At 51.5% G+C, this 21143-nt stretch carries 15 protein-coding genes and 1 riboswitch; of the genes, 6 read left to right on the top strand and 9 right to left on the bottom strand.

Going from position 1 to position 21143, the window contains the following annotated elements:
• Positions 1 to 428 precede the first annotated feature (428 nt).
• Complete coding sequence (locus tag EDD67_RS01520; protein WP_158638180.1) at positions 429 to 4394, top strand: MMPL family transporter; 3966 nt, start codon at positions 429 to 431, stop codon at positions 4392 to 4394.
• 176 nt (positions 4395 to 4570) lie between these two features.
• Positions 4571 to 5341: an SDR family NAD(P)-dependent oxidoreductase gene (locus EDD67_RS01515; protein ID WP_121439410.1), complete on the top strand. Its 771-nt coding sequence runs from the start codon at positions 4571 to 4573 to the stop codon at positions 5339 to 5341.
• 306 nt (positions 5342 to 5647) lie between these two features.
• Here EDD67_RS01515 and EDD67_RS01510 read toward each other — a convergent pair whose 3' ends face one another.
• The 3 genes from EDD67_RS01510 to EDD67_RS01500 all read right to left on the bottom strand — a co-directional run bounded on the left by EDD67_RS01510 (position 5648) and on the right by EDD67_RS01500 (position 9299).
• Positions 5648 to 6787: a glycerate kinase gene (locus EDD67_RS01510; protein WP_121439409.1), complete on the bottom strand. Its 1140-nt coding sequence runs from the start codon at positions 6785 to 6787 to the stop codon at positions 5648 to 5650.
• Between the two features lie 15 nt (positions 6788 to 6802).
• The gene (locus EDD67_RS01505) at positions 6803 to 8062 is read right to left on the bottom strand and encodes a GntP family permease (RefSeq protein ID WP_121439408.1); all 1260 of its coding nucleotides are present in this window, start codon (positions 8060 to 8062) and stop codon (positions 6803 to 6805) included.
• Positions 8063 to 8174: 112 nt separating this feature from the next.
• Complete coding sequence (locus EDD67_RS01500) at positions 8175 to 9299, bottom strand: CdaR family transcriptional regulator (protein ID WP_121439407.1); 1125 nt, start codon at positions 9297 to 9299, stop codon at positions 8175 to 8177.
• Positions 9300 to 9445: 146 nt separating this feature from the next.
• On the opposite strand from EDD67_RS01500, the gene EDD67_RS01495 reads away from it, so the two are divergent.
• Together EDD67_RS01495 and EDD67_RS01490 are read left to right on the top strand one after the other, a co-directional pair.
• Positions 9446 to 10903: an MBL fold metallo-hydrolase gene (locus EDD67_RS01495; protein WP_121439406.1), complete on the top strand. Its 1458-nt coding sequence runs from the start codon at positions 9446 to 9448 to the stop codon at positions 10901 to 10903.
• Entirely contained in the window at positions 10893 to 11177 is a 285-nt protein-coding gene (locus tag EDD67_RS01490; protein ID WP_158638179.1) for a DUF3006 domain-containing protein, read from the top strand. The genes EDD67_RS01495 and EDD67_RS01490 overlap by 11 nt, the downstream gene beginning before the upstream one ends.
• A 302-nt stretch (positions 11178 to 11479) precedes the next feature.
• Here the strand turns inward: EDD67_RS01490 and EDD67_RS01485 are convergent, their stop codons facing one another.
• Positions 11480 to 13300: a 5'-nucleotidase C-terminal domain-containing protein gene (locus EDD67_RS01485; protein WP_121439404.1), complete on the bottom strand. Its 1821-nt coding sequence runs from the start codon at positions 13298 to 13300 to the stop codon at positions 11480 to 11482.
• Positions 13301 to 13995: 695 nt separating this feature from the next.
• Positions 13996 to 14096, top strand: a riboswitch (guanidine-I (ykkC/yxkD leader).
• A gap of 49 nt (positions 14097 to 14145) precedes the next feature.
• On the opposite strand from EDD67_RS01485, the gene EDD67_RS01480 reads away from it, so the two are divergent.
• The gene (locus tag EDD67_RS01480) at positions 14146 to 14979 is read left to right on the top strand and encodes a DMT family transporter (protein WP_121439403.1); all 834 of its coding nucleotides are present in this window, start codon (positions 14146 to 14148) and stop codon (positions 14977 to 14979) included.
• A gap of 55 nt (positions 14980 to 15034) precedes the next feature.
• Here the strand turns inward: EDD67_RS01480 and EDD67_RS01475 are convergent, their stop codons facing one another.
• The 4 genes from EDD67_RS01475 to EDD67_RS01460 all read right to left on the bottom strand — a co-directional run bounded on the left by EDD67_RS01475 (position 15035) and on the right by EDD67_RS01460 (position 20148).
• Entirely contained in the window at positions 15035 to 16462 is a 1428-nt protein-coding gene (locus EDD67_RS01475) for a dihydrolipoyl dehydrogenase family protein (RefSeq protein ID WP_121439402.1), read from the bottom strand.
• Positions 16463 to 16531: 69 nt separating this feature from the next.
• The gene (locus tag EDD67_RS01470; protein WP_242005959.1) at positions 16532 to 17875 is read right to left on the bottom strand and encodes a glycoside hydrolase family 30 protein; all 1344 of its coding nucleotides are present in this window, start codon (positions 17873 to 17875) and stop codon (positions 16532 to 16534) included.
• A gap of 83 nt (positions 17876 to 17958) precedes the next feature.
• On the bottom strand, positions 17959 to 19293 hold the full coding sequence (locus tag EDD67_RS01465; protein ID WP_121439534.1) for an ABC transporter substrate-binding protein: 1335 nt from the start codon (positions 19291 to 19293) through the stop codon (positions 17959 to 17961).
• A gap of 207 nt (positions 19294 to 19500) precedes the next feature.
• Positions 19501 to 20148 (bottom strand): TVP38/TMEM64 family protein, encoded by a 648-nt coding sequence (locus EDD67_RS01460; protein WP_121439400.1) that lies wholly within the window; start codon positions 20146 to 20148, stop codon positions 19501 to 19503.
• A 168-nt stretch (positions 20149 to 20316) separates the two neighbouring features.
• On the opposite strand from EDD67_RS01460, the gene EDD67_RS01455 reads away from it, so the two are divergent.
• Complete coding sequence (locus EDD67_RS01455; protein ID WP_121439399.1) at positions 20317 to 20766, top strand: VanZ family protein; 450 nt, start codon at positions 20317 to 20319, stop codon at positions 20764 to 20766.
• A gap of 19 nt (positions 20767 to 20785) precedes the next feature.
• Here EDD67_RS01455 and EDD67_RS14075 read toward each other — a convergent pair whose 3' ends face one another.
• Complete coding sequence (locus EDD67_RS14075; RefSeq protein WP_121439533.1) at positions 20786 to 21139, bottom strand: TetR/AcrR family transcriptional regulator; 354 nt, start codon at positions 21137 to 21139, stop codon at positions 20786 to 20788.
• Positions 21140 to 21143: the final 4 nt, after the last annotated feature.

Below are 21143 nucleotides of genomic sequence, written 5' to 3'. Positions count from 1 at the left end.
CACTTCCTCCGACGCCTCCGGGAAAGCAAGAGACGAAGATCCGGCTTTGGCGGTCTGAGACCGCCGAAGGCTAGCTGAGTCCTTGCCCGGGGCAAGCGGAGGTTAGTGACTGTATGGCTTACGTCAAAATAATCGTTTATCTACACTCTGAAGCATCCTTCCAAAGCGGGAGGGGGTTTTTTATCTGGATATTTGTAAATTGGGAACCCTTTTGGCGGTGAATCGTAGTTATTCGTAGGTTCGATGATGGTTGAGCGGGCGATTCGTTGTCAGTGATGTTAGTGACTGATTGTCAGTCATTGTGTCTCTTCCGAAAAGGGGCACGTTATTTTTATGTTTAGGAGATGCTCATTTTGAACGAGAAGTTTAATCACAGGCTGTTCAGCAAGCAGACATGGCGTCACTTAAAATCAAAGAGGCCTGACAAGATGACGCTTGTATACATAATTCCGATCATTTGGCTGATCTTGGCAGCGGTTACTTACGTATATTCTCCTGATATCGAAAAATTTGTCCGTGAACAAGGCCAGGAAAGTCCGCCGGACGGTTATCCTTCCACTCTCGTCGATCCGATGATTGAAAGCGACGGCGGTTTTGCCGGGGAAGAAGTCATAGTCGTATACAGAGAAGAGGACGGCATCGGGGAAGAGGTTCAGCTCAATATAAAAGAGACGCTTGCAGAGCTGGAGGAGTCTCCCGGTGATTTGCCGCTTAACGATGTGATTACGCCGTTTGACGGCGAGGAAGAAGAACAGCTGTTAAGCGACGACGAAGATGTGCTCTTAGCGATGCTGGAATTAGAGGTTGATTCTGCTGACTTTCAGTTTATCCGTGACGATATTAACGAGAAGACGGAAGCTGACGGCGTTGACCATTATTTAACCGGAGCTGTCGTCATTGATGAAGATGTCAATGTAAGCACGGAACAAGGTCTTGAAACGTCTACATATATCACGGTCATTCTTGTTTTCACGGTTCTGGCGATTATTTTTCGGTCTCCGGTCGCACCGATTGTGCCGCTTCTGCTGTTAGGGAGTGTGTATGTCTCGTCGATTGGTGCAGTGTCGTATTTAATCGGCAACGCAGGGTTTCCGGTTTCGAATTTTACGCAAATTTTTGTGTTAACCGTCGTTTTTGGTGTCGGAACGGACTATTGCATTCTTGTCATGAAACGGTTTCAGGCGGAGCTTTCTGCCGGGGACGGCAAGGAAAGTGCGATGAAACGAACGATGAGCGGATCGCGAAAAACAGTGCTGTACAGCGCCTTTACAGGCTGGATCGGCTTTTCTGCGATCGGCTTGGCAGATTTTGAGTTATACCGCTCTGCTGTCGGTGTTGCGATCGGGATGATTTTTCTTATGATCGGCTTATGGGCTGTGATGCCGGCTGTACTAGCGCTGATGGGCGGATTGATGTTTTGGCCGGCAAAAGTAACTTCTGTTGCGGTCGACAATCGTTTTTGGGGCGCGCTCGGACGTTTTTCGATTTTCCGGCCGAAAACGGCGTTATTGGTCGTCGTGTTGATCATGATTCCGCTGTTGTTCTTTTATGAAAATGCGCGTTCGTTTGATTCGATTGAAGAGATTCAAGGCGATTTCGAATCGGTTGAAGCGTATGATTACATCGATGACGCATTCGGTGAAGGTGAAATGTTTTTCGCTACCGTTGTTTTACAAAGCGATGACTCCTGGAAAAAATCCGAACATGCTCCTTACTTAGAACAGACGGCGAAAAATATTGCCAAGCTTGATGGCGTTGATTCCGCGCGGACCGTCAGCCGTCCTTTAGGCGAGACGCAAGAGGAGTTCACTGTACCTTATCAGGCTGCGGAGCTTTCTGACGGGCTGAGCGAAGCAATTGACGGCTTAGAAGAGCTGGAAAGCGGCTTAGAGGAAATGCAGGAGGAAGTTGAAAACAGCGAAGAGGATATCGACGAAGCGGAAGAAGGGATCAATGAGTTAATTGCCGGCACTGATGAGGCGCTTGAAGGTGTCCGCGAAATAAGGTCGGGCTTAAACGAGCTTGCCGCGGAGCTTGCGGAGGCAGAAGCGGAAGTCCGCGAAGCTGAAGATCAAATCGATGCTTACCGTGCGGAAGTCGCAGCCGCGGAAGAAGACGTTGAAGAGATCGAAGAAGATATCGCAGAAGCAAGGTCCCGGGCGGAGGAAGCGGCAGCTGACGCCGAGGAGCGGATTGACGAGATTCAACGCGAAGCTGAGAGTTTTCAAAACAGGGCTGAAGCGATTATTACTGACGCTGAAGAAAGTCTCGACAGGGCGCGCGAGTTGATTGATGTTGAAGATCTTCCGCTTGAAGAATTGGCCGAGCTTGATATCGATGCAGATCTTGATTTTGCCGATGCGGACAGTTTCTTCGACAATCTAGAGGCGCGGCTGTCTGAAGTGGAAGAGCAGCTCAACCAGTCGCTTGATCAAATGGAAGAAGTGCTTACCGGCTTGGACGTAGAAGATTGGCAAGAAGATGTCCGCGAGCGATTAAGGGATGAATGGAAAGAGCGTGATCTGTTTGAAAACGGCGCGGAGCTGGATATCGAGGAAATTCTCGCCGGAATTTCGGAAGAGAGCGGCGTGGATGGAGAAGAACTGCGCGGCGCGGTGCTGTCGTACCTGGATGAAGTGGATGCGTTTTTAGCGGCTTTACCGGAGATAGTTCCGGATGAGCTGGCGGAGGAATTCGACGATCGAATCGATGAGGCGAAAGGAGCGGTTGACGAGGTTCGCGGTCGTGTCGCCGATCTGGAAGAAGAAGAGTGGCAGGAAGAACTGGAAGCGGTGTTTGCCGAACTGGAGCTCGTCGACGAGACGGTCAACCAATTGGAAGAAGCGGTAAGAGAATATTTGTTTACAGAGATCGAAGACTTTATCGGCGGCTTTGAGGATGAGTTTTCCCGTGCTGAAGAGGAGCTTACAGAGATCAGTGAACGGCTGCCGGATTTGGGCCGCGACGAAATCGATGCAGTGTTTGCAGAGATTTACGATCGGTTAGATGAGGTAGAATCCACGCTTCTCGCGGTCGCTGACGATTTTCCCGACGTTTCGCCGCGTGAATTTGCGGCTGCGCTCGAACAAGCTATCGATGACATGAATCGGATTGAAGCTGATGTGCGCGCGCTCGTAAGCGATGTCGAAGAGGCTTACGGTCAATTAGAGGACGATTTTGCCGGGCTGGAATTAGAAGATGAGTTGGAAAGCTTTTTCCCGGATGGCGACTTGCCCGATCCGGATCAACTTTTTCAGACGATTTACAGCGAATTAGATCGTGCCGAAGACGATCTCAATGAATTGGCTGATGGGCTGGCAGAGGCTGTTTCGGCGCTGAACGAAGCCGTCGACGGGCTGAACGAACTGGAAACAGGTCTGTTAGAGATTCAAGAAGGCCACCTGGAACTGCTCGAAGGGTTGCAAATGGTTCGCGAGGCCGCCGATGAATTGACAACCGGTTTGCAAGAAGCGCGAGACGGTGCCGATGAAATCAGCGAAGGTTTGGAAGATGCCCGAGAGCTGCTTGATGAAATCGCCGATCAACCGGCCAATCCGCTCGAAGGGTTTTTTGTTCCGGAAGAGGCGATGGACGAAGAGGATTTTCAAGATGCTTGGGACATGTATGTTACGCCGGACGAGCATAATGTCGCGCTGATCGAAGCGACGCTTGAATATGATCCATACAGTCACGAGGCGATGGATTTGCTTTACGAAATGGAATACATTACTGAGTTTTCCTTAAATGATACACCGTTTGAGGAGGCGGATATGGCTATTGACGGAATCATGAGTGATAACCGCGATTTACGTGATGTTTCTACGAGTGACTTTATCCGCACCGCGGCGATTATGCTGATCGGCATTTTCACCGCCTTAGTCGTGCAGTTTCGTTCGTTAGTGATGCCGTTAGTCGTTTTGATCTCTCTAGTAGCTGCATACTTTGGCGCAGTTTCAATAACTGAATATGTTTTTACAACATTTTTCGGAGCGGACGGACTAATGTGGGCAGTGCCGTTTTTTGGTTTTGCCTTGTTAACAGCATTAGGTGTCGATTATTCGATCTTTTTGCTCGGGCGGATGACGGAAGTTTATAAAGGCGGCGGCACGGATGAAATCAGCGTTCAACAAAACGCTACAGCGATCCAGCGTGCACTGTTATTTTCGATGAAGCGCGTAGGCGGAACCGTGCTCTCGGCCGCATTCATTCTTGGCGGTACGTTTGCATCGATGATTCCTTCCGGAGTGTTGACACTCTTACAAATCAGTATTTTAACGATTACCGGTCTGCTTTTTTATACGCTGGTGATCCTCCCCCTCTTTGTCCCGGCATCGATCGCGTTATTAGGCCGGCTCAGCTGGTGGCCATTGATGAAGGGGAGAGAAAAGGAATAACGAAGGCGCTTCACAGCAGGAGGACTGAACGGCAGTCTTTCCCGCTGCTGAAGCTTCTTCCTTTCGTATCGCTGAAAAAATGGAAGTTTTTTAAAGATGTTTGCGCCTATTAGTCAAGGGAATAAGACAAGTGTATAAGATTGGAAATTACTCTAGGCGAAAGGGGTGCTGTTTGTATGGCGAGACTGGCAGGGAAGACGGCGATTATTACCGGCGGCGCGAACGGAATCGGGAAAGCGACGGCGCAGCGTTTTCTTGAGGAAGGCGCGAGCGTAACGATCGTCGATTTGGATCAAAAAGCGCTCGATGAGACGAAAAGCGAGCTGGAAAAACACGGACAGGTGATCGCGCTCCAGGCGAATGTCACGAACGAAGCGGACGTCAAACAGTATGTCGAGAAAACCGTCGAAGCGTTCGGGAAAATTGATATTTTCTTTAACAATGCCGGGATTGAAGGGAAAGTAAAGCCGCTTCCGGAACAAACGCTCGACGAGTTTCAAACTGTGATGGCAGTCAATGTCGACGGGGTGTTTCTCGGCTTGAAATATGTGATGCCGGTGATGGCAAAACAGGAGAGCGGCAGTATCATTAACCATTCGTCTGTAGCCGGATTTATCGGTTCGCCGGGCGTTGCGCCGTACGTGGCGTCAAAGCATGCGGTGATCGGGTTGACGAAAACGGCCGCGCTCGAAGCGGCGGAGTCAAACGTGCGGGTGAATTCGATCCATCCGTCGCCGGTTAATACGCGGATGATGCGCTCCTTGGAGAAAGGCTTCAGCCCGGATCACGCCGAGGCGGTTAAAAGCCAGCTCGAGCAGGACATCCCGCTTCACCGTTACGGCGAGTCTGAAGATATCGCGAACCTCGTACTGTTTTTAGCTTCGGACGAGTCGGCGTTTATTAGCGGTTCGCAATACCGGATCGACGGGGGAATGTCGGCGAAATAAGCAGTTTAATGACCACTGTCAGAAAAGCGTTCCTGCCGGATTCGCGGCATGAACGCTTTTTGTTTTTATATCGGCGTCAATATTCGCTTCTACGGCTTCGATAAACGGGTTCAGCCCTTCAATAATCGGACTCACCCCTTCAATAAAGAGTCTTAACGCGTCAATAATGAAGTTATCGTCCTCAATATAGTGTTAACCTCGCTGAAAAACAACCAATCTTCCAACGAAAAAGGACGGTCCTTCCATGAAAGAAGGACCGTCCTTTGGAGAAACCGTTTTTCCGCTAGTGCGAAGCGTTTATCTCGTTTAGCTGGAAAGTTTCATTGCGAGAAGCCGTCCGAGGTTTTCCGCAGCGGTCGCAACCGGGGTGATCGGATCGGCTTTCAGTTCGTCGAAGGTTACAGGACCGGTGACCGCGCTGAAAACAGCGTCGATGCCGGCGTCAAAGACGGTTTCGTAGCCGAGGCTGATCGTGCCGCAGAGAGCGATCACCGGCAGGTTGTGCGTTTTGGCGAGTTTCGCGACGTGGATCGGCGTTTTGCCGTAGACGGTTTGGTGATTGATGCCGCCTTCGCCAGTGATGACGAGGTCGGCGCGGGCGATCGCTGCGGCGAGGTTCGTTTCGTCCGCGACGATCGTCGCACCGCTTTCGAGTTCCGCGTCTAAAAACGCGACCATCCCCGCGCCAAGACCTCCAGCGGCCCCCGAGCCGGGAATTGCGGACGGGTCGATGCTGACGTCACGCGCAAGGTATCCCGCGTAACGGGCGAGCGCAGCATCTAACTGGGCAATGTCGTCCGCTGACGCGCCTTTTTGCGGGCCGAAGACCGCGGAGGCGCCCCGTTCGCCGGTGAGCGGATTGTCGACGTCGCAGGCAATGCGGAAGCGGACGTTTTTGAGCCGAGGATCGAGGTTCGCGGTGTCGATCACGGCGAGCTCGTTCAATGCGCTCCCGCCGCGCGCGACCGGCTCCCTGTTCGCGTCGAGAAAGCGGGCCCCGAGCGCTTCCGCCATCCCGGCGCCGCCGTCGTTCGTCGCGCTCCCGCCGATGCCGATGATCATGTTTGTGACGCCGTGATCGAGCGCGTCGCGGATCAGTTCGCCCGTGCCGAACGTGGAGGTGATTTTCGGATCGCGCTCATCCTCGGCGACGAGGTGAATCCCCGAGGCTTCTGCCATTTCAATTGCTGCCGTTTCGCCGTCGCCGAGCAGTCCGTAGCGCGCGGTGACCGTGCGGCCGAGCGGATCCTCGACGTCAGCTGAAACATAGCGGCCGTTCGTCGCCTCCACAAGTGCATCGACGGTCCCCTCGCCGCCGTCGGCCATCGGGGAGGTTGAAAGATTTGCGGCGGGAAAACCGCGGCGGAGGCCTTTGGCGATCGTATCTGCCGCTTCACCGGCCGTGAGTGTTTCTTTAAACGAATCAGGTGCGATCAGTATGTTCATTAAGGGATCCCTCCGTTAAAATAGTTGAAATACACCGAAGATCAAGGTCGAAATCAAGGCAAGCGTCAACCCGACGAGCGATTCGTACGGCATAATTTTCAGTCGTTCTTTAAAGCCCATCAATACGCTTCCCGCAGTCGCATGAAAGAAACTTCCGTGCGGCATATGGTCAATCACGGTTGCACCGGCGTGAACCATCGCGGCCCCGGCAAGTCCGGAAATACCGAGTTCAAGCAGCGTGCCACTGAATACTTCTCCGGCGACAACGGCTCCGGATGTTGTCGATGCCGTTGCACCACCCATGAAAATTCCTGACGCTGGGGCGAGCGCATAACTTGGGAGTCCGATCGCATCGATGCCGTCAATTAACACATACTGCAAATCCGAGTTGGTAATAATTCCTGCAATCGTACCGGTACCAAGTAAAAGGACGGCTACGCCGGACATTTTGCTGAGACCGGTCAAAATAAAGGAATTGATCGAGCGGAATTTTCCCATCGCAATTGCACCGATCAAACCGCCGAGCGGAAGCGCAATCATCGGATCGATTTCGATATCCGCCAGCGGACGAAGCACTAATAACGAAATCGCGACAAACGGTGCAATAATAGCGGTTATAAGCGAAGGCAATTCTGCATTTTCTGATTCTTTTAAGTCTTCATTTTCAACGAATGTTCCTTTCACCGCGAGGCGCTTAGCAAGAATATATGTGACGATTACCCCGAATACGGCAGGAATAATACCAGCAGCCATCACGGAAGTTAACGGTACTTGAAAGGCTTCTGCAACAGCGATCGTGTTCGGATTCGGCGACATAATGTTACCGGCTTTACCGCCGCCGACCATCGCAAGCAAAATCGCTGTTTTACTCAGTCCGGCCTTATGGGCAATCGCTAATGCAATCGAAGCAACAGTAATAACAGCAACGTCGACAAAAACGCCGACTGCTGTCAAAAGCATCGTTGCGAACACAAGGGCGAGCAAAGCTTTCTTTTCACCGAGGCGCTTTACAACACTTGTCGCAATCGTCACCGCAGCTCCTGATTCAATTAAAACCCCGGCTAAAATACCGGCAGCGAGAATTCTAAGTACAGCCGGAATAATTCCTTCCGCGCCTTCCATCATTAAATCCACCGTTTCCTGAATCCCTGCGCCGCCGACGAGTCCGCCGAGAACAGCTCCGGTGATCAACGCATACACAGGAGGCACTCTTCGAAAAATAAGTATAATAGCTAACACTAAACCGAACATGGCTCCAAACGCACTTACGGGCATCACTCTCACATCCCTTTCAGAGTTATTGTACACCCTGATTGTAAGCGCTTAATATTATCCCGGTCATTGGTCCGTCGACCAAATATAAAGCGTTATCATGAAAGTTTTTTGTTCAAGTCGTTCTCGGTTTAGCGGAGGAAATTTTTAGGGCAGCATACAAGTAAAGCAAATCTTGCAGATTGCGCGGATCCTTCCCCGTTTCTTCCGTAATTTTATTCAACCGGTACTGCAACGTATTACGATGGATAAATAACGCTGCTGCCGTATCACCAATAAAACCGTTATGCGCGATGAATTCACGAAGAGTCTTTTTCAGCACAGGCTGGTCTTTGAGTAAATGGTTTAATTCGCTTAATGAAAAATAGCGATAGCATCTTTCATCCTCGGTTGTATATTGCAGTAAAGCATCGATCATATAATCTTGGTAATAATGAATTGTATCCTCGTTACATTCATCTGAGGAAGCGGATAACGTTCGCCCGGCTTGATAAAAAGAAATCGGCACCTCTCTTGGCTCCGTTGCTTGATTTCCGGCTGCAATATGTACGCTTGCAGGTAAAATATTTCTTTGCCAGTGCGATAAAGTAAGGGTTACGTCTGAATGTGTGCAATCTTTGATAATAATCACTTGGTCATGAAAAACCGCGATCAGATCATGCGCTTGGAGCTGGGGTTTAAGCATTTTTTCAATACGGTTCGCATCTTGGCGCTTAGAAGCTGGATCTAATGGTGTCTGGCTTTCCAATAACAGCACTCGGCGCGGACGGTGCAAGTCAACTGCTAATGACTCGGCTTTTTCTTTTAAGGCGTTCCCAGTCAGTTCTTCATTGATCCATTGAAAAACAAATTCGCGCTGAATCCGTTCATCAAATTGAATTTGTTCAATTAAATATGTTTGTTCGAGAATCATTTCTGCTGTCATTTTTACGAGCTGTCCGAAAGGTGTCACCTCCTCTGGAGCTCCCGTGATCCCAACGGTCCCGATCGTTTCACCGTGAAAGTGAATTGGCATATTCACTCCGGGTTTGACACCTTGCCATACATGATTATCCTGTTCACTTATCGTGAGTTTGTCAGCGACTCGTTGAATTTGTTGGGCCCCACCATGTAAAGATCCGATGCGATTGGGATCGCCTGATCCGATAATAATGCCCCGTTCATCCATTACGTTAATGTTGTAAGGGAGAATTTCCATCGTCCGTGTAACAATCGCTTGTGCGGTTTCATGAGAAAGCATAAGCTGTCCCTCCTCGTTTTCTGTCCGTATTCACTATATCACGAATAAACAGCGTTTTTCCGCCTCGTTCAATTCCAGTCATATGGTAAAATGAGGGCGAGAAAAAACGACAGATCACGATCATTTTTTCAGAGGGGGAATCGGTCATGCACCGCCTGGGTGTGCGCCTGACAGTTGCGTCGGCTGCTTTGCTATTAGGAGCGGCTTGTGCGAACGAGGACGACGCGAATGGGGAAGTGAACGAGGGAGCTGACGCGGAAGAAGAGAGAAACGAGGAGGCCGAAAACAACGAGGAAAACAGCGGCGCGGACAATGACGAAAATGGCGATAATGAGGACACGGCAGACTCGGACACCGGCAATGAACCGGCTGAGGACAATGATAACGATGACAATCAGAACGAATCGGCCGCAGCGGCTGAAAACGATGAAGAGAATGAAAATAGCGCCGCGAACGCTGAAGAGAGCAATAACAGCAACAGCGGCGGAGCCGACATCGACGGCGAACTCGACGTGCATTTCATCGATGTTGCCCAGGCGGACGCGGCGCTCGTTGAAGTCACCGCCCCCGACAGCGACACGCAGCGCATCCTTTACGACACTGGCGACTGGAACCAGACGTACGCGCTCGATTACCTCGAAGCCGAAGGAATTACCGAGCTCGACGCGGTCATCATCAGCCACCCGCACGCCGATCACATCGGCGGCGTTGATCAAATAATGGACGCCGGCATCACTGTCGACGAGCTTTGGATGTCCGGCGAAGAAACGGACACCGACACGTTCGAACGCGCGCTGGATGCCGCCGATACGCACGACGTTGAGCTGATCGAGCCCCGCACCGGCGACGAATTCACCTTCGGCACGCTTGAGCTAGAAATCATTAATCCTGACCAACTGACCGGCGATTTGCACGAGAGCTCGCTCGCCGTCCGCTTCGATTACGGCGACGTCTCGCTCCTCTTCACCGGCGATGCCGAAGACACCGCCGAAGCGCGGATAGCGGAAAAAGGTGAAGCGGCAGACGCTGATATTTTGCAGCTCGGCCACCACGGCTCGGCGACGTCCACAACGGCGCCGTTTCTCGAAGCCGTTGATCCGTCGACAGCCATCTACTCGGCAGGCGAGGGCAACACGTACGGCCATCCGCACGCAGAAGTGATTGACCGTGTCAAAGAAGCCGGCATCGATCTCTACGGCACGGACGCGCACGGCACCGTCCGCGTCGAATCGGACGGCGATGGTTACATTGTCGAGACGGAACACGACGGCGAGGTTGCACCTGGAGATGAAGGAGCGGCTGACAGCGGAGATACGAATGAAGGCAATGGAAACAACGGCAGCACAAATAATCACAGAACAAATGACAGCGAAAATGACGCGGCTCTAGCCGATAATAATAACGGCGTTGCCGCCGGTTGCATCGATATTAACAGCGCGCCGGCCGACGAGCTTGAGGAGATTCACCAAATCGGCGAAGCGCGCGCCCAAGAGCTGAAAGATTTGCGTCCGTTTGATTCGCTCAGCGGCCTCGACGCGATCGACGGCATCGGTCCAGCGCGCGTGGACGAGATCAAAGAGGAGGGACTCGCCTGTGTCGACTGAACGTAAAGCGCACGGCGTGATTGATCGGATCGTTGACGGCGGCACCGCTGTGATCCTGCTTGAAGCGGAACACAGCGAAATTCATGCCGACAAAGCGGAGCTGCCGGACGGCGCCGGCGAAGGCACTCATTTGACGCTGACACTCGCCGGCAATGAACTGATCCGCGCGGAGATCAACACCGACTCGGAAACCGACGCGCGCGCCCGCGTATCGGCGAAAATGACCCGCCTGCGCCAAAAAAGCGCCCGCTCCCGCTTTAAAAAAGACGAATAAAAACAAACGAACGCCCGGCATTTCGGGTTGATGCCCTGCAAGATTTAACCTTTCCCTGTTCTTGTGCAAAATAAGAAAGCCACGCAACCACTTCCTCCGACGCCTGTAGGAAAGCAAGAGCTGAAGATCCATCTAAGACCGGTAAAATACCGGTCTTAGATTAGCTGAAGCCTTGCCTACGGCAAGCGGAGGTTAGTGGCTGCGTGGCTTACGTCAAAATAATCTTTTTTCTAAAAATACGGACGCCCGACAATGCCGGGCGTCCGTTTTCACCTGTCGATCGCTAAAATCGACGGTGATTTTTATTCTTCTTCGATTTGAATACGCCCTTCACCGTCTTCGTAGTCAACAGCGCCTTCTTCTTCCATCAATTCGTCATTCAATTGGAACATCGCGTTTGTGATATAACCGGCAGCTCCTTGCACGACCTCAGCTTCAGAGAAGTCATAGCCGCTTCCGCCTTCAGCCATAAAGTCATTGGTAATCAGCGTATACGTCTTATCGTCTTCGATCGGTTCCTCATCAACGTACAGATCGGCATCGACATACTCGCCGTCTTCATCAGTATACACCGTATAGTTTAACCCGGAAGCCTGCAGATCGATACTGTTGCTTCGTGAGTAAGAATATTCGATCACGTCGCGCATATCTTCACCGGTAATTTCCAATTCAGCCAGTTCATTGCCGAACGGTTCAACCGTGTAAATATCCTGAGCTTTAATCTCGCCTTCGTCAATATTCGCGCGAATGCCGCCGTTATTTGTTACAGCCATATCTCCGCCGACAGCGTCTTTCATCGCATCAGTGATGAAGTTTCCTAATGACGTATCTCTCTCATAACGGGCTTCGCGGCTTAAGCCGGTATTCGTGTAGCCGATGACTTCTTCAAGCAGCTCTTCGGCTTCTTCATTGTAGCCGTCAACCATTGCTTGCACGTCTTCGTTCACTTCGGTCAGTTCTTCAACATCTTGCAAGTAATAATCGTTGAATGTCACGTCGGACCCGTCAAATTCGAGGTTAAATTGCCCGACAAACAACGAATCGCTCCCTGCTTGCACGACAGGGGTGCCGTTAACGACTTTTTCTTCAAACACTCGTGTGTGACTGTGACCGCCGATAATCACATCGAAGAAATCGACGTTTTCGGCAAGGTTTTTATCCGCATTGTTGCCAATATGCGTCAACGCAATCAACACATCGGATTCGTCTTCTAAGTAAGAGTAGGCTTCCGCGGTTTCAACGTAATCATGAAACTCCAGTCCGACAATACCGGACGGGCTTGTCGCAGGCGGACTCTGCGTTAACGAGAAGATCCCGACATCTACGCCGTCAATTTCTTTAATTGTGTATGGTTCGGGCTGTTTGATCGGGATATCCGGGTCGACGACTTCCGTATTGGCACTCAGCCAATCAAACTCTGCTTGTTCTTCTCTCGCGGCAAACGCTTCTTGACCGTAGTCAAATTCATGGTTGCCGATCGCCATTGCATCTAAGCCCATTTCATTGAGCAGCGCAACAATCGGTTCGCCGTCTTCCAGGTCAACGACCGCATTGCCGCTGAAAATGTCGCCGCCGTCTAAGAAAAGGTGATTTTCCGCTTCTGCTTCTTTTTCATCAATAAAGGCAGATATTTTGCCAAAATTATCAATTTTTGAGTGGATATCATTTGTATGAGAGATATCTAACGATAAGCTTTTAGCATAGTCAAACTCCGTTTCAACGCTGTCTACGGCTAACGTTCCTTGCAGCCCCTCGAGGTCATCGTTTTGATGTTCGACCGTGACGTGCGAACGATCCTCGGAAGAAACTTGGTAATCGGTGACTTCTGGTTCGATCTGCTCGCCATCAGCCGTTTCAACCGTCACATCGACAACTCTGTCAATCTCCAGTCCTTTCGGGTACGTTTTATCAAAATCGATCTCAAAGCTGGTTGAATCCAACGCATTCACGCTTTCGACATCCCGTTTCGGACCGTCAGGGGCATTCCCGCTGTTTCCCGGATTGTCGCCGTTTTGTCCGTTTCCAGGATTGGCACTGACTGTCGCCGCTGTCCCGGCCATCAGCACCGCTGTCATCGCTGCCCCAAATAGTTTCCGATACGTCGTCGAATGATACTTCCTCATACAAATTCCTCCCTAACATCAAGTAGTGGATCTTTGCCTGACTGTTATCCGCTTGAAACCGGTAACAACGGTTTCAGTATACGGATGAATACCGCTCGTTGTACAGCTTATGAAAAACCGCGATGACCCGATTCAAGCATTAATACACAGGAGATGAGAACCAGTAATTTTCCTTGTACAGCGATTGTCTGCCGTGAGAAACGATTGAAATGTCAGAAAAAAATGATAACTCGAGGAGCTGTGATCGAGTCTCATGAAACGGCGCAACCGTTTCTTATCTTCAGGCAGTTGTCCGTACTTCTACGTGTCAGTGACTGTCAGTTAAATCAATGATTAGCCTTATTATTTGGATGAATCAGGAATTATTTTAAGGTTGTACGTACGTCTACAGGCGAGCGGAAGCTTCAAGCAAAAAAAACTGAGCAAGAAGACTTACGTTAAGGCGTGCGGCATGTTAAGAAACTTAAATATGCCTACATGAATAAAGGTTCATCATTAATCTTTGCTGGTATCGAAGCCTCCTCCAGCCAGCAGCCAAGGACATCTTCCTGAAAATGCACGATACGCCCTGAATTATGAAGCTTCGGCTGAATTTTTTCGTTAATCGTCTCGTGACTGGTGAGCCTCTCCCTTGCATTCAGAGGCTTCATCCGCGATAATGCCTGTAGAGAGATTGCCAGCGTAATAATAGAAAAAACGAGGTTTTCTAGGGTTCCGTGCGGGGTGCCGCGGGCTGGTCCGAGAGAAAGCCCGCAGCTGAAAAGCTGTGACACGGAGGGAGAAAAGCCCGGGAGATGCCTGATGTCAGGGTCTTCCGTTTTTTATTGCAGAAGGGGTGAAGCAAGATGGCATTAGTATTCGGATTGATGACAGCGATGATGTTCGGGGTCGGCGATTTCCTCGCCGGACGGGTGACGAGGGAGGCGCCGGTCATACTCGTCGTCGTGTATGCGCAGGCGATCGGCGCGCTCCTGATGATGCCGATCGTGCTCGCGGGCGGCGTACCGCTCGAATTAGCGACCGTCTTCTGGGGCGCACTCAGCGGCGTGTCGCTCGGCGCGGCATTTATGTTCTACTTCCGCTCACTCGCGGATGAGAAAATGGGCATCGCCTCCGCGCTCACCGGCGTCGCATCCGCCGTCATGCCGGTGGTGATCGGCTTCGGTCTCGGCGATCGTCCCGGCATGGCCGCGCTCATCGGCATCGTGCTCGTGATCATCGCCGTCGCCTTGATCTCGCAAAAAGAACCGGCCTCCGTCACCGACGTAAGCCGCGGCGCAATGCAAAAAGCGCTCGTCGGCGGGCTCCTGTTCGGCTTGTTCTTCGTCTTTTTGAACGTCCCGGCCGCCGAACAAGGCATGTGGGGCGTGCTGATCACGATGACGAGCTCGTTTATTTTCACTGCCGCTTTTCTATCCGGCCGCGTCAATCATACGCCGGCCACCGCCAACTTCATCAAGCTCATGATCCCCGTCGGCGTGCTCCAGTGCCTCGGCGCCGTCACGTTCGTGCTCGGCGTGAATATCGGCCTCTTGTCGATCGTCGCCCTCGCCGGCGCGATGTCGCCCGTGTTCACCGTGCTGTGTGCGCGGCTGATCGATAACGAACAGCTTACCCGGGTCCAAACCACGGGATTTGCCTTCGCGCTTGCAGGGATCACGTTGCTAGTGACGGGGTAGGGCGCGCGCTAATAAGAAAACGGACAGAAGCCTTTACGGCTTCTGTCCGTTTTGATTAGCGAAACATTGAAATATAGCGTTTGACGAGCTTTGGGAGCGGGCCGGCGAACAGTTTCTCGCGCCAGTATAAATTCGCCGCCGTCTGCACCGCTGCCGCGTGATTCGGGTACGGATGAATGATTTGCGCGAGCGCGCCGATCTTCATGTTTTGCTGCTTGGCGAGCACGGCTTCCTGCATAAAGTCGCCGGCGCCGTTGCCGACGGCGTGAGCGCCTAAAATTACGCCTTTAGGGTCGGTCAGAAGTTTCACGAAGCCGTCCGTGCGGTGTTCGGCGACAAAGCGGTCGACGTCTTTTAAGGCGGTTTTGTAAATGCGAAAATCGGCGCCGCGCTGTTTTAACGCCTCTTCGGTTTCACCAAGGTGAAAGACTTCCGGGTCGGTGTAAATCACCCACGGCATATTCGCGTAATCGATCTTCCGTTTCAAGCCGAATACGGCGTTTTGCACGGCGATTTGGCCTTCAGCGCCGGCGACGTGGGTAAACGGCATCGCGCCGTTGACATCACCGATCGCATAGATCGACGGCACGCTTGTTTGCATCCGGCGGTTGACGGGAATCGCGCCGCGCTGATCCGTTGCAACCCCGGCTTTGTCCAGCTCGAGCGTGTCGCTGTTCGCTTGGCGTCCGGCGGCGAGTAAAATCTCGTCGGCTGCGATCGTTTCTTTTGAGTCGTCGGAATGCTTAAGTTCGAGCCGCTTTTCGCCGTTCTCAACGGAAATCTTTGTCACGGCACTGTTTACACGGACGCCGATTTCTTCGGCTAACAGCCGCTCTGCTTCGCGGCTGATGTCGCGGTCTTCTTGATTGAAGAGGCGCGGTGCCTGTTCGATGATCGTTACGTCGCTTCCGAGCCGGGAAAAAGCTTGTGCCATTTCGACGCCGATCGGGCCGCCGCCGATGACGGCGAAGCGCTTGGGCAAGGACTTGAGCTGGAAAATCGTTTTGTTCGTCAAAAATCCGCTCTCTTTTAAGCCGGGAATCGGCGGCACCGCCGGACGCGAGCCGGTCGCAAGGATGATGCGTTTGCCGCGGATCGGTTCGCGGCCCTCAACGGCAATCTCGGTCTCGCTAAGAAACGAAGCGGTCCCGGTATAAATATCGACGCCGAGGTTTTCGAACCGTTCGTGTGAATCGTGCGCTTGAATCGCGGCGATCGACTGCTGGACTCGCTCATTGATGACCGTCATATCAGCGGCCCCGTGCCTGGTGAAGCCGGTGCCGGTGAGCTTTCCGGCGCGGTGAATGTCATTAGCTGCGCTGAGCAGCGCTTTCGACGGCACGCAGCCGTAATGGAGGCAGTCGCCGCCGAGCCGGCCGTCTTTTTCGACGAGCGCGACGTCCGCTCCGAGTGAGGATGCACCGGCCGCGGCGGTTAAGCCGCCGGCTCCGCCGCCAATTACGATCAAATCGTATCCCTTCAAGGTAAGCCCTCCTTTAGATCCGGAAACGAAACGTCAGCGCCGGTTTTCAGCAAGTCCGCATACCGTCTTTTAGTTGATCACACAAGTCGTGATCGATCGTTTTGGCACCGCCATTTCTCCTTGCTCACCGGCAACATTTAAGACGAGATCTTGGTCGTTTTCCGTTTCATTAAGAATGACAACAACAACCTCATCCGTCAAATTTTTGAACGCTGCGATCGAGACTTGATCAGCGGACGAAGCAACATCAATGCGCTTCGCTCCGGGCGCAATAAATTTACTGAAGTGGCCGATATAGTAATACGTGCTGTTGTAGTGGAGCTGATCGTTTTTTGTATCCGCGATGATCGGCGCGTCGCAATAATTTCCGACGTGATTTGGACCGCCGTGTTCATTAAGGACAAGGTTCCAATCGATAAATCCTTCCAGCCAATTGTTCATATCGCCGATAATATTGCGCGCATAGCGCTCACCGGTGTGCCACTCGCCCAAATGCACTCCCTCTTCGATGCATCCCTCGGTAAAGAGCAAGTGCTTGTCGGGAAAAGCCTCGTGGACTTTACTTAAATTTTCAAACTCCTCGGAAACGTACCAATGATTGCCCGTGCCCCACACGTACTGTGCCGCTTCCGGATCTTCTAAAACGGTCGTCGCCCGCTCGACGATCAAGTCGCGGTTGTGATCCCAAATGACGATGTTTTTCTCCGCCAAACCCTGATTGTGCAAGGTCGGACCGAGATAATTTTTGACAAAATCGCGTTCTTCCTCTGCGGAATAAATGCAAGAATCCCACGTTTGCACGGCGGCCGGTTCATTTTGCACAGATACACCCCAAATCGGAATGCCCGCGTTCTCCATTTCGTCAATATACTTCACAAAGTAGTTCGCCCACGTTTGCCGATGTTCTGCTTTTAACTGTCCGCCGTTATTCATCTCGCCGTTCGTTTTCATCCACGCCGGCGGACTCCATGGTGACGACAGCATCGTCAAGTCGTGGCCTGCTTTTTTAACCGCATCTTGAATAAACGGAATCACATATTTATGCTCGCGTTCAATCGAGAAAGACGCAAGTGATTCATCATGTTCATCGACGTACGTATAATTTTCCAAGGCAAAATCACAGCTGTGAATATGCGTTCGGCCTAAATTGTAGGCGAGGCCGCCGGTTTTATCAAAATACGCATGGATCGCTTCGGCGCGGTTCGCGTCCGACACTTGCGCTAAGGTATACGCAGCCGCTTCGGTGAACGCGCCGCCGAATCCCATCCATTTTTGGTATTCTGTTGCCGGATCGATCGTGACGGACGGTTTCACGTTTGATACTGCCGCTTCGTTTTCCAACACGAGCGGGTCTTTCGTTTGCCATTTTTCATTTTCGAGCTTACTTGTTTGGATGATTTGGACTTCTTTCAATCGGGTCATCTCCTTTGTCATTTTCCTTAATTTGCAACGATTGCGGAGGGGGAAGACCGGATTCCCCGCTGTATCGTTTCTTGTTATCGGCTCAGTAATTGCTCCGTCCGGTCAAGAATATTTTCCCATTCCTCATCAGGGTCGGTGCCGTCATAGACGTTGTCCAGTCCATCAAGAATTTCCGTATTTACTTCACCGAAATCTGCGCCTTTATAGACGTAATTCACTTCTAACGCGGCTTCGGCAAAGATTTCTGCAACGTTTTGGCCGCCGTAGTAATCATCGGTGATTTCCGTGAATTCAGGATCGTCGTAAACTTCAGGTGTCGACGGGAACATTCCGCGTTCTTCGAAGGAGTCTTTCTGCTGCTCTGGAGCCAACAGCCACGTCAGAAAATCATAGGCTTCTTCGGCGTGATCGGTTTCCTTCGGGATCGTCATCCAAGAGCCGCCCCAGTTGCCGGCGCCTTCCGGCATTGATGCAATGCGCCATTCTGTTGCGTCGGGCGCATTTTCTTTAATTGTATCCCGCATCCACGCCGGTCCTAATAATGTGGCGTATTCTCCTTCGGCCATGCCGTTTGCCCACTCCGGCGACCACATGCCAAAGTTCTCAACATAATCGGACTCAATCCAGTCGGCTGTGTCATCATAAGCCTCGCGCACATAAGGAGAAGAGTCGATGATCAGTTCGTCATCTTCATTGAAATATTGCTCCGGGGATTGATCGCGCTTGGCGTTAAATACTGTTTCAGGATTGTCAGCCATCGGTTTTCCGGTTTCCTCCAAGATGGTTGCGGCGATGTCTTCGTAGTCGTCCCAGGTTTCGATTAAGTCGTTCACTTCGTCAGCATCAGTCGGAAGCCCGGCCTCTTCAAATACATCCGTGCGGTAGTACATCACGGTCGGGCCGATGTCTGTCGGAACGCCGAATGAAAAATCCCCCTCCGTACTTGTGCCGAGATCCCAAACCCAATCTAAATAGTCTTCTTCAATCTCTTCAGCCCCGAGGTCGTAAAGGTTATAAAAGCGATCCTCCGCATTTTTATAGCGCTCGATTTCCGAGACTTCGATCGCGGCGATATCGGGTGCGCCGCTGCCGGCTGACAGCGAAGTAAATAAGTTATTATGGTGATCTTCCATGTCAATCTGCTGAATATTAATGGAAACATGCGGGTTTTCTTCAATGTATTCTTCGACTAATAAATCATAGTTCGCGCCAAACAGCCAAAAATCGAGTTCAACTTCTGCGTCCTCCTCGCCGACCGTTTCCGTATCTGCGTTTGCTTCCTCTTCCGCAGCTCCGTTTCCATCATCGGCATTCGCATTATTGATGTTTGCGGATTCGTTGTCGGCGCCGCAAGCAGTCAATGCTGCGGCTGCTAAAGTGATGGCTGACAGTTTCCAGTACTTTTTCATCATTTTTCCCCCTATGTACTCTTTTTGAAGTTTAACTAAACCGGTTTCGTAAAAATCAAAATAAAAAACTTGCGTGCACAAGTTTGATTTATCCTATTTTTATAATGGAAACTGTGAAAAATTTCCTTCCGCGGTTTATGCTTTAATAATATCCTTGATGCGAGGAAGTGTCAACGCTTTCTTTGTTATCAAATCGAAGGCTTGAAGCTATTTAAAGCCTAATCGCTGTTTCATTTTCTTGCTTAAAAGAAACGGGATCACCGAAATCAACACAAACAGTGCGCCGGCAAGGATGAGAACTTCAACACTCGGGTCGACAAGGCTCGAGCCTAAAAATACATAGGCGAAGGTACCGGGAATCATCCCGGAAGCTGTTCCGAAGATAAATGGAGCAAATTTCACTTTCGAAACACCCGCCAAGTAGCTGATCAAATCAAAGTTCAGGAGCGGAATGAAGCGGAGCAAAAAGACATAATAAAATCCGTTAGTTTCCAGCTGCTGCTGTATTTTTTCGGCGCGGCCTTGCCAATCTTTTGCGGCCACGTTTTTGCCGAGTTTACGCGCAACAAAAAACGCGACCGCTGCTGAACCGGATGCGCCGGCGACGCTTAACACCGTGCCCCAAAAGGGACCGAAGGCAAGACCGCCGCCGAGCGTCATAATCGAAGCGGGGAAGAGGATTAACGGCCGTGCCGCGTACAAGACAAGGTAAATCACCGGCGCGTAAACGCCGAAACTCAAGATCCAGGCGCGAATCTCGCCAGGACGGATGTTCAAATAACGCTGATTGACCCAGGTAAGCAAGCCGATGACAATCACAACGGCTGTCAGTTTGAGAATAGTTTTCTTCGTCACCGCTGTGAAGCCTCCTTTATACAACTCGCAGCCATTATGCTTTTAACGATCAACGTGATTGGATAAAATAGTTTGTAACGCTCGTTAGTATTAACGTACCATATTTTCTGCCTGAACGTTTAATAAATCATTTGTTCAGTTTATAAGCTATTGCTTGGAGGGGTCAAAATGAAAGGACGCATGTCGGCCTGGGTGCCGGTTTTCTTATGGATGGGTGTGATATTTTTCTTTTCGGCGCAGCCCGGCGAAACGTCGGGTGCTTTGAGCGGCGGGGTCGTCGCCTTCGTGTTTGACGTTGTGCAAAGCGCGGTCTTTTTTGCCGAGCTCGACGCGGACGGCTTTCACCTGTTCATCCGCAAAGCGGCTCATTTTGTGATCTACGCGATTCTCGCTGTATTGATTCTGCGCGCGCTTTACTTCGCAGACGCGCCTGCGGTTTTTGCGCAGCGAAAGGGGCTTTGGGCTTGGGTGCTTGCGACGGTGTACGCAGCGATTGATGAGACGCACCAGCTGTTCGTGCCGGGGCGGAGCGGCGAGGTGAGCGACGTGCTCTTGGACAGCGCCGGGGCGCTGTTCGGTCTTATGCTCTGCTGGGTGTGGATTCGGCTGCGCCGGTGAGTATAGTCAAGTCTTGCGTTCAGCCGGCAAGGTGACGTTGGTGATTGCGGGACGGTATTGAATGATCATAAGCAGCTGTTCGTTCATATATCCGTACGGATGATGCAGTCAGCTCGCTGATGTCAAACCGGCGGTTGCCGAGATACGGTTCGCGGTAGGAGCGGATCAGTTCGTTCATCGTGTCGCGGACGAGTTCGTCGTACAATTCGTCGAGGTTCGTAAAATGCTGATAAAAGGTGCTGCGGTTCAAATCGGCGGAGCGGACAAGCTCGCTGACGGTGATGCGGTCGAGCGGCTTCGTTTTCAGACAGGTGACGAGGCTTTGTTTGAGTGCGTGTTTCGATTTACGGACGCGGCGGTCTTCGTTCGTCATGTTT

Origin of the sequence: Salisediminibacterium halotolerans (genome assembly GCF_003814815.1) — a bacterium.
GTDB lineage: Bacteria > Bacillota > Bacilli > Bacillales > Salisediminibacteriaceae > Salisediminibacterium > Salisediminibacterium halotolerans.
This window is presented reverse-complemented; position numbering and strand designations above follow the sequence as displayed.

Excerpts from the sequence above, each read along its gene's own strand:
- EDD67_RS01505 (WP_121439408.1), bottom strand. The coding sequence starts at position 8,062 with ATGCCCGTAAGTGCGTTTGGAGCCATGTTCGGTTTAGTGTTAGCTATT.
- EDD67_RS01520 (WP_158638180.1), top strand. The coding sequence starts at position 429 with ATGACGCTTGTATACATAATTCCGATCATTTGGCTGATCTTGGCAGCG.
- EDD67_RS01515 (WP_121439410.1), top strand. The coding sequence starts at position 4,571 with ATGGCGAGACTGGCAGGGAAGACGGCGATTATTACCGGCGGCGCGAAC.
- EDD67_RS01500 (WP_121439407.1), bottom strand. The coding sequence starts at position 9,299 with ATGCTTTCTCATGAAACCGCACAAGCGATTGTTACACGGACGATGGAA.
- EDD67_RS01480 (WP_121439403.1), top strand. The coding sequence starts at position 14,146 with ATGGCATTAGTATTCGGATTGATGACAGCGATGATGTTCGGGGTCGGC.
- EDD67_RS01455 (WP_121439399.1), top strand. The coding sequence starts at position 20,317 with ATGAAAGGACGCATGTCGGCCTGGGTGCCGGTTTTCTTATGGATGGGT.
- EDD67_RS01495 (WP_121439406.1), top strand. The coding sequence starts at position 9,446 with ATGCACCGCCTGGGTGTGCGCCTGACAGTTGCGTCGGCTGCTTTGCTA.
- EDD67_RS01465 (WP_121439534.1), bottom strand. The coding sequence starts at position 19,293 with ATGAAAAAGTACTGGAAACTGTCAGCCATCACTTTAGCAGCCGCAGCA.
- EDD67_RS14075 (WP_121439533.1), bottom strand. The coding sequence starts at position 21,139 with ATGACGAACGAAGACCGCCGCGTCCGTAAATCGAAACACGCACTCAAA.
- EDD67_RS01485 (WP_121439404.1), bottom strand. The coding sequence starts at position 13,300 with ATGAGGAAGTATCATTCGACGACGTATCGGAAACTATTTGGGGCAGCG.
- EDD67_RS01510 (WP_121439409.1), bottom strand. The coding sequence starts at position 6,787 with ATGAACATACTGATCGCACCTGATTCGTTTAAAGAAACACTCACGGCC.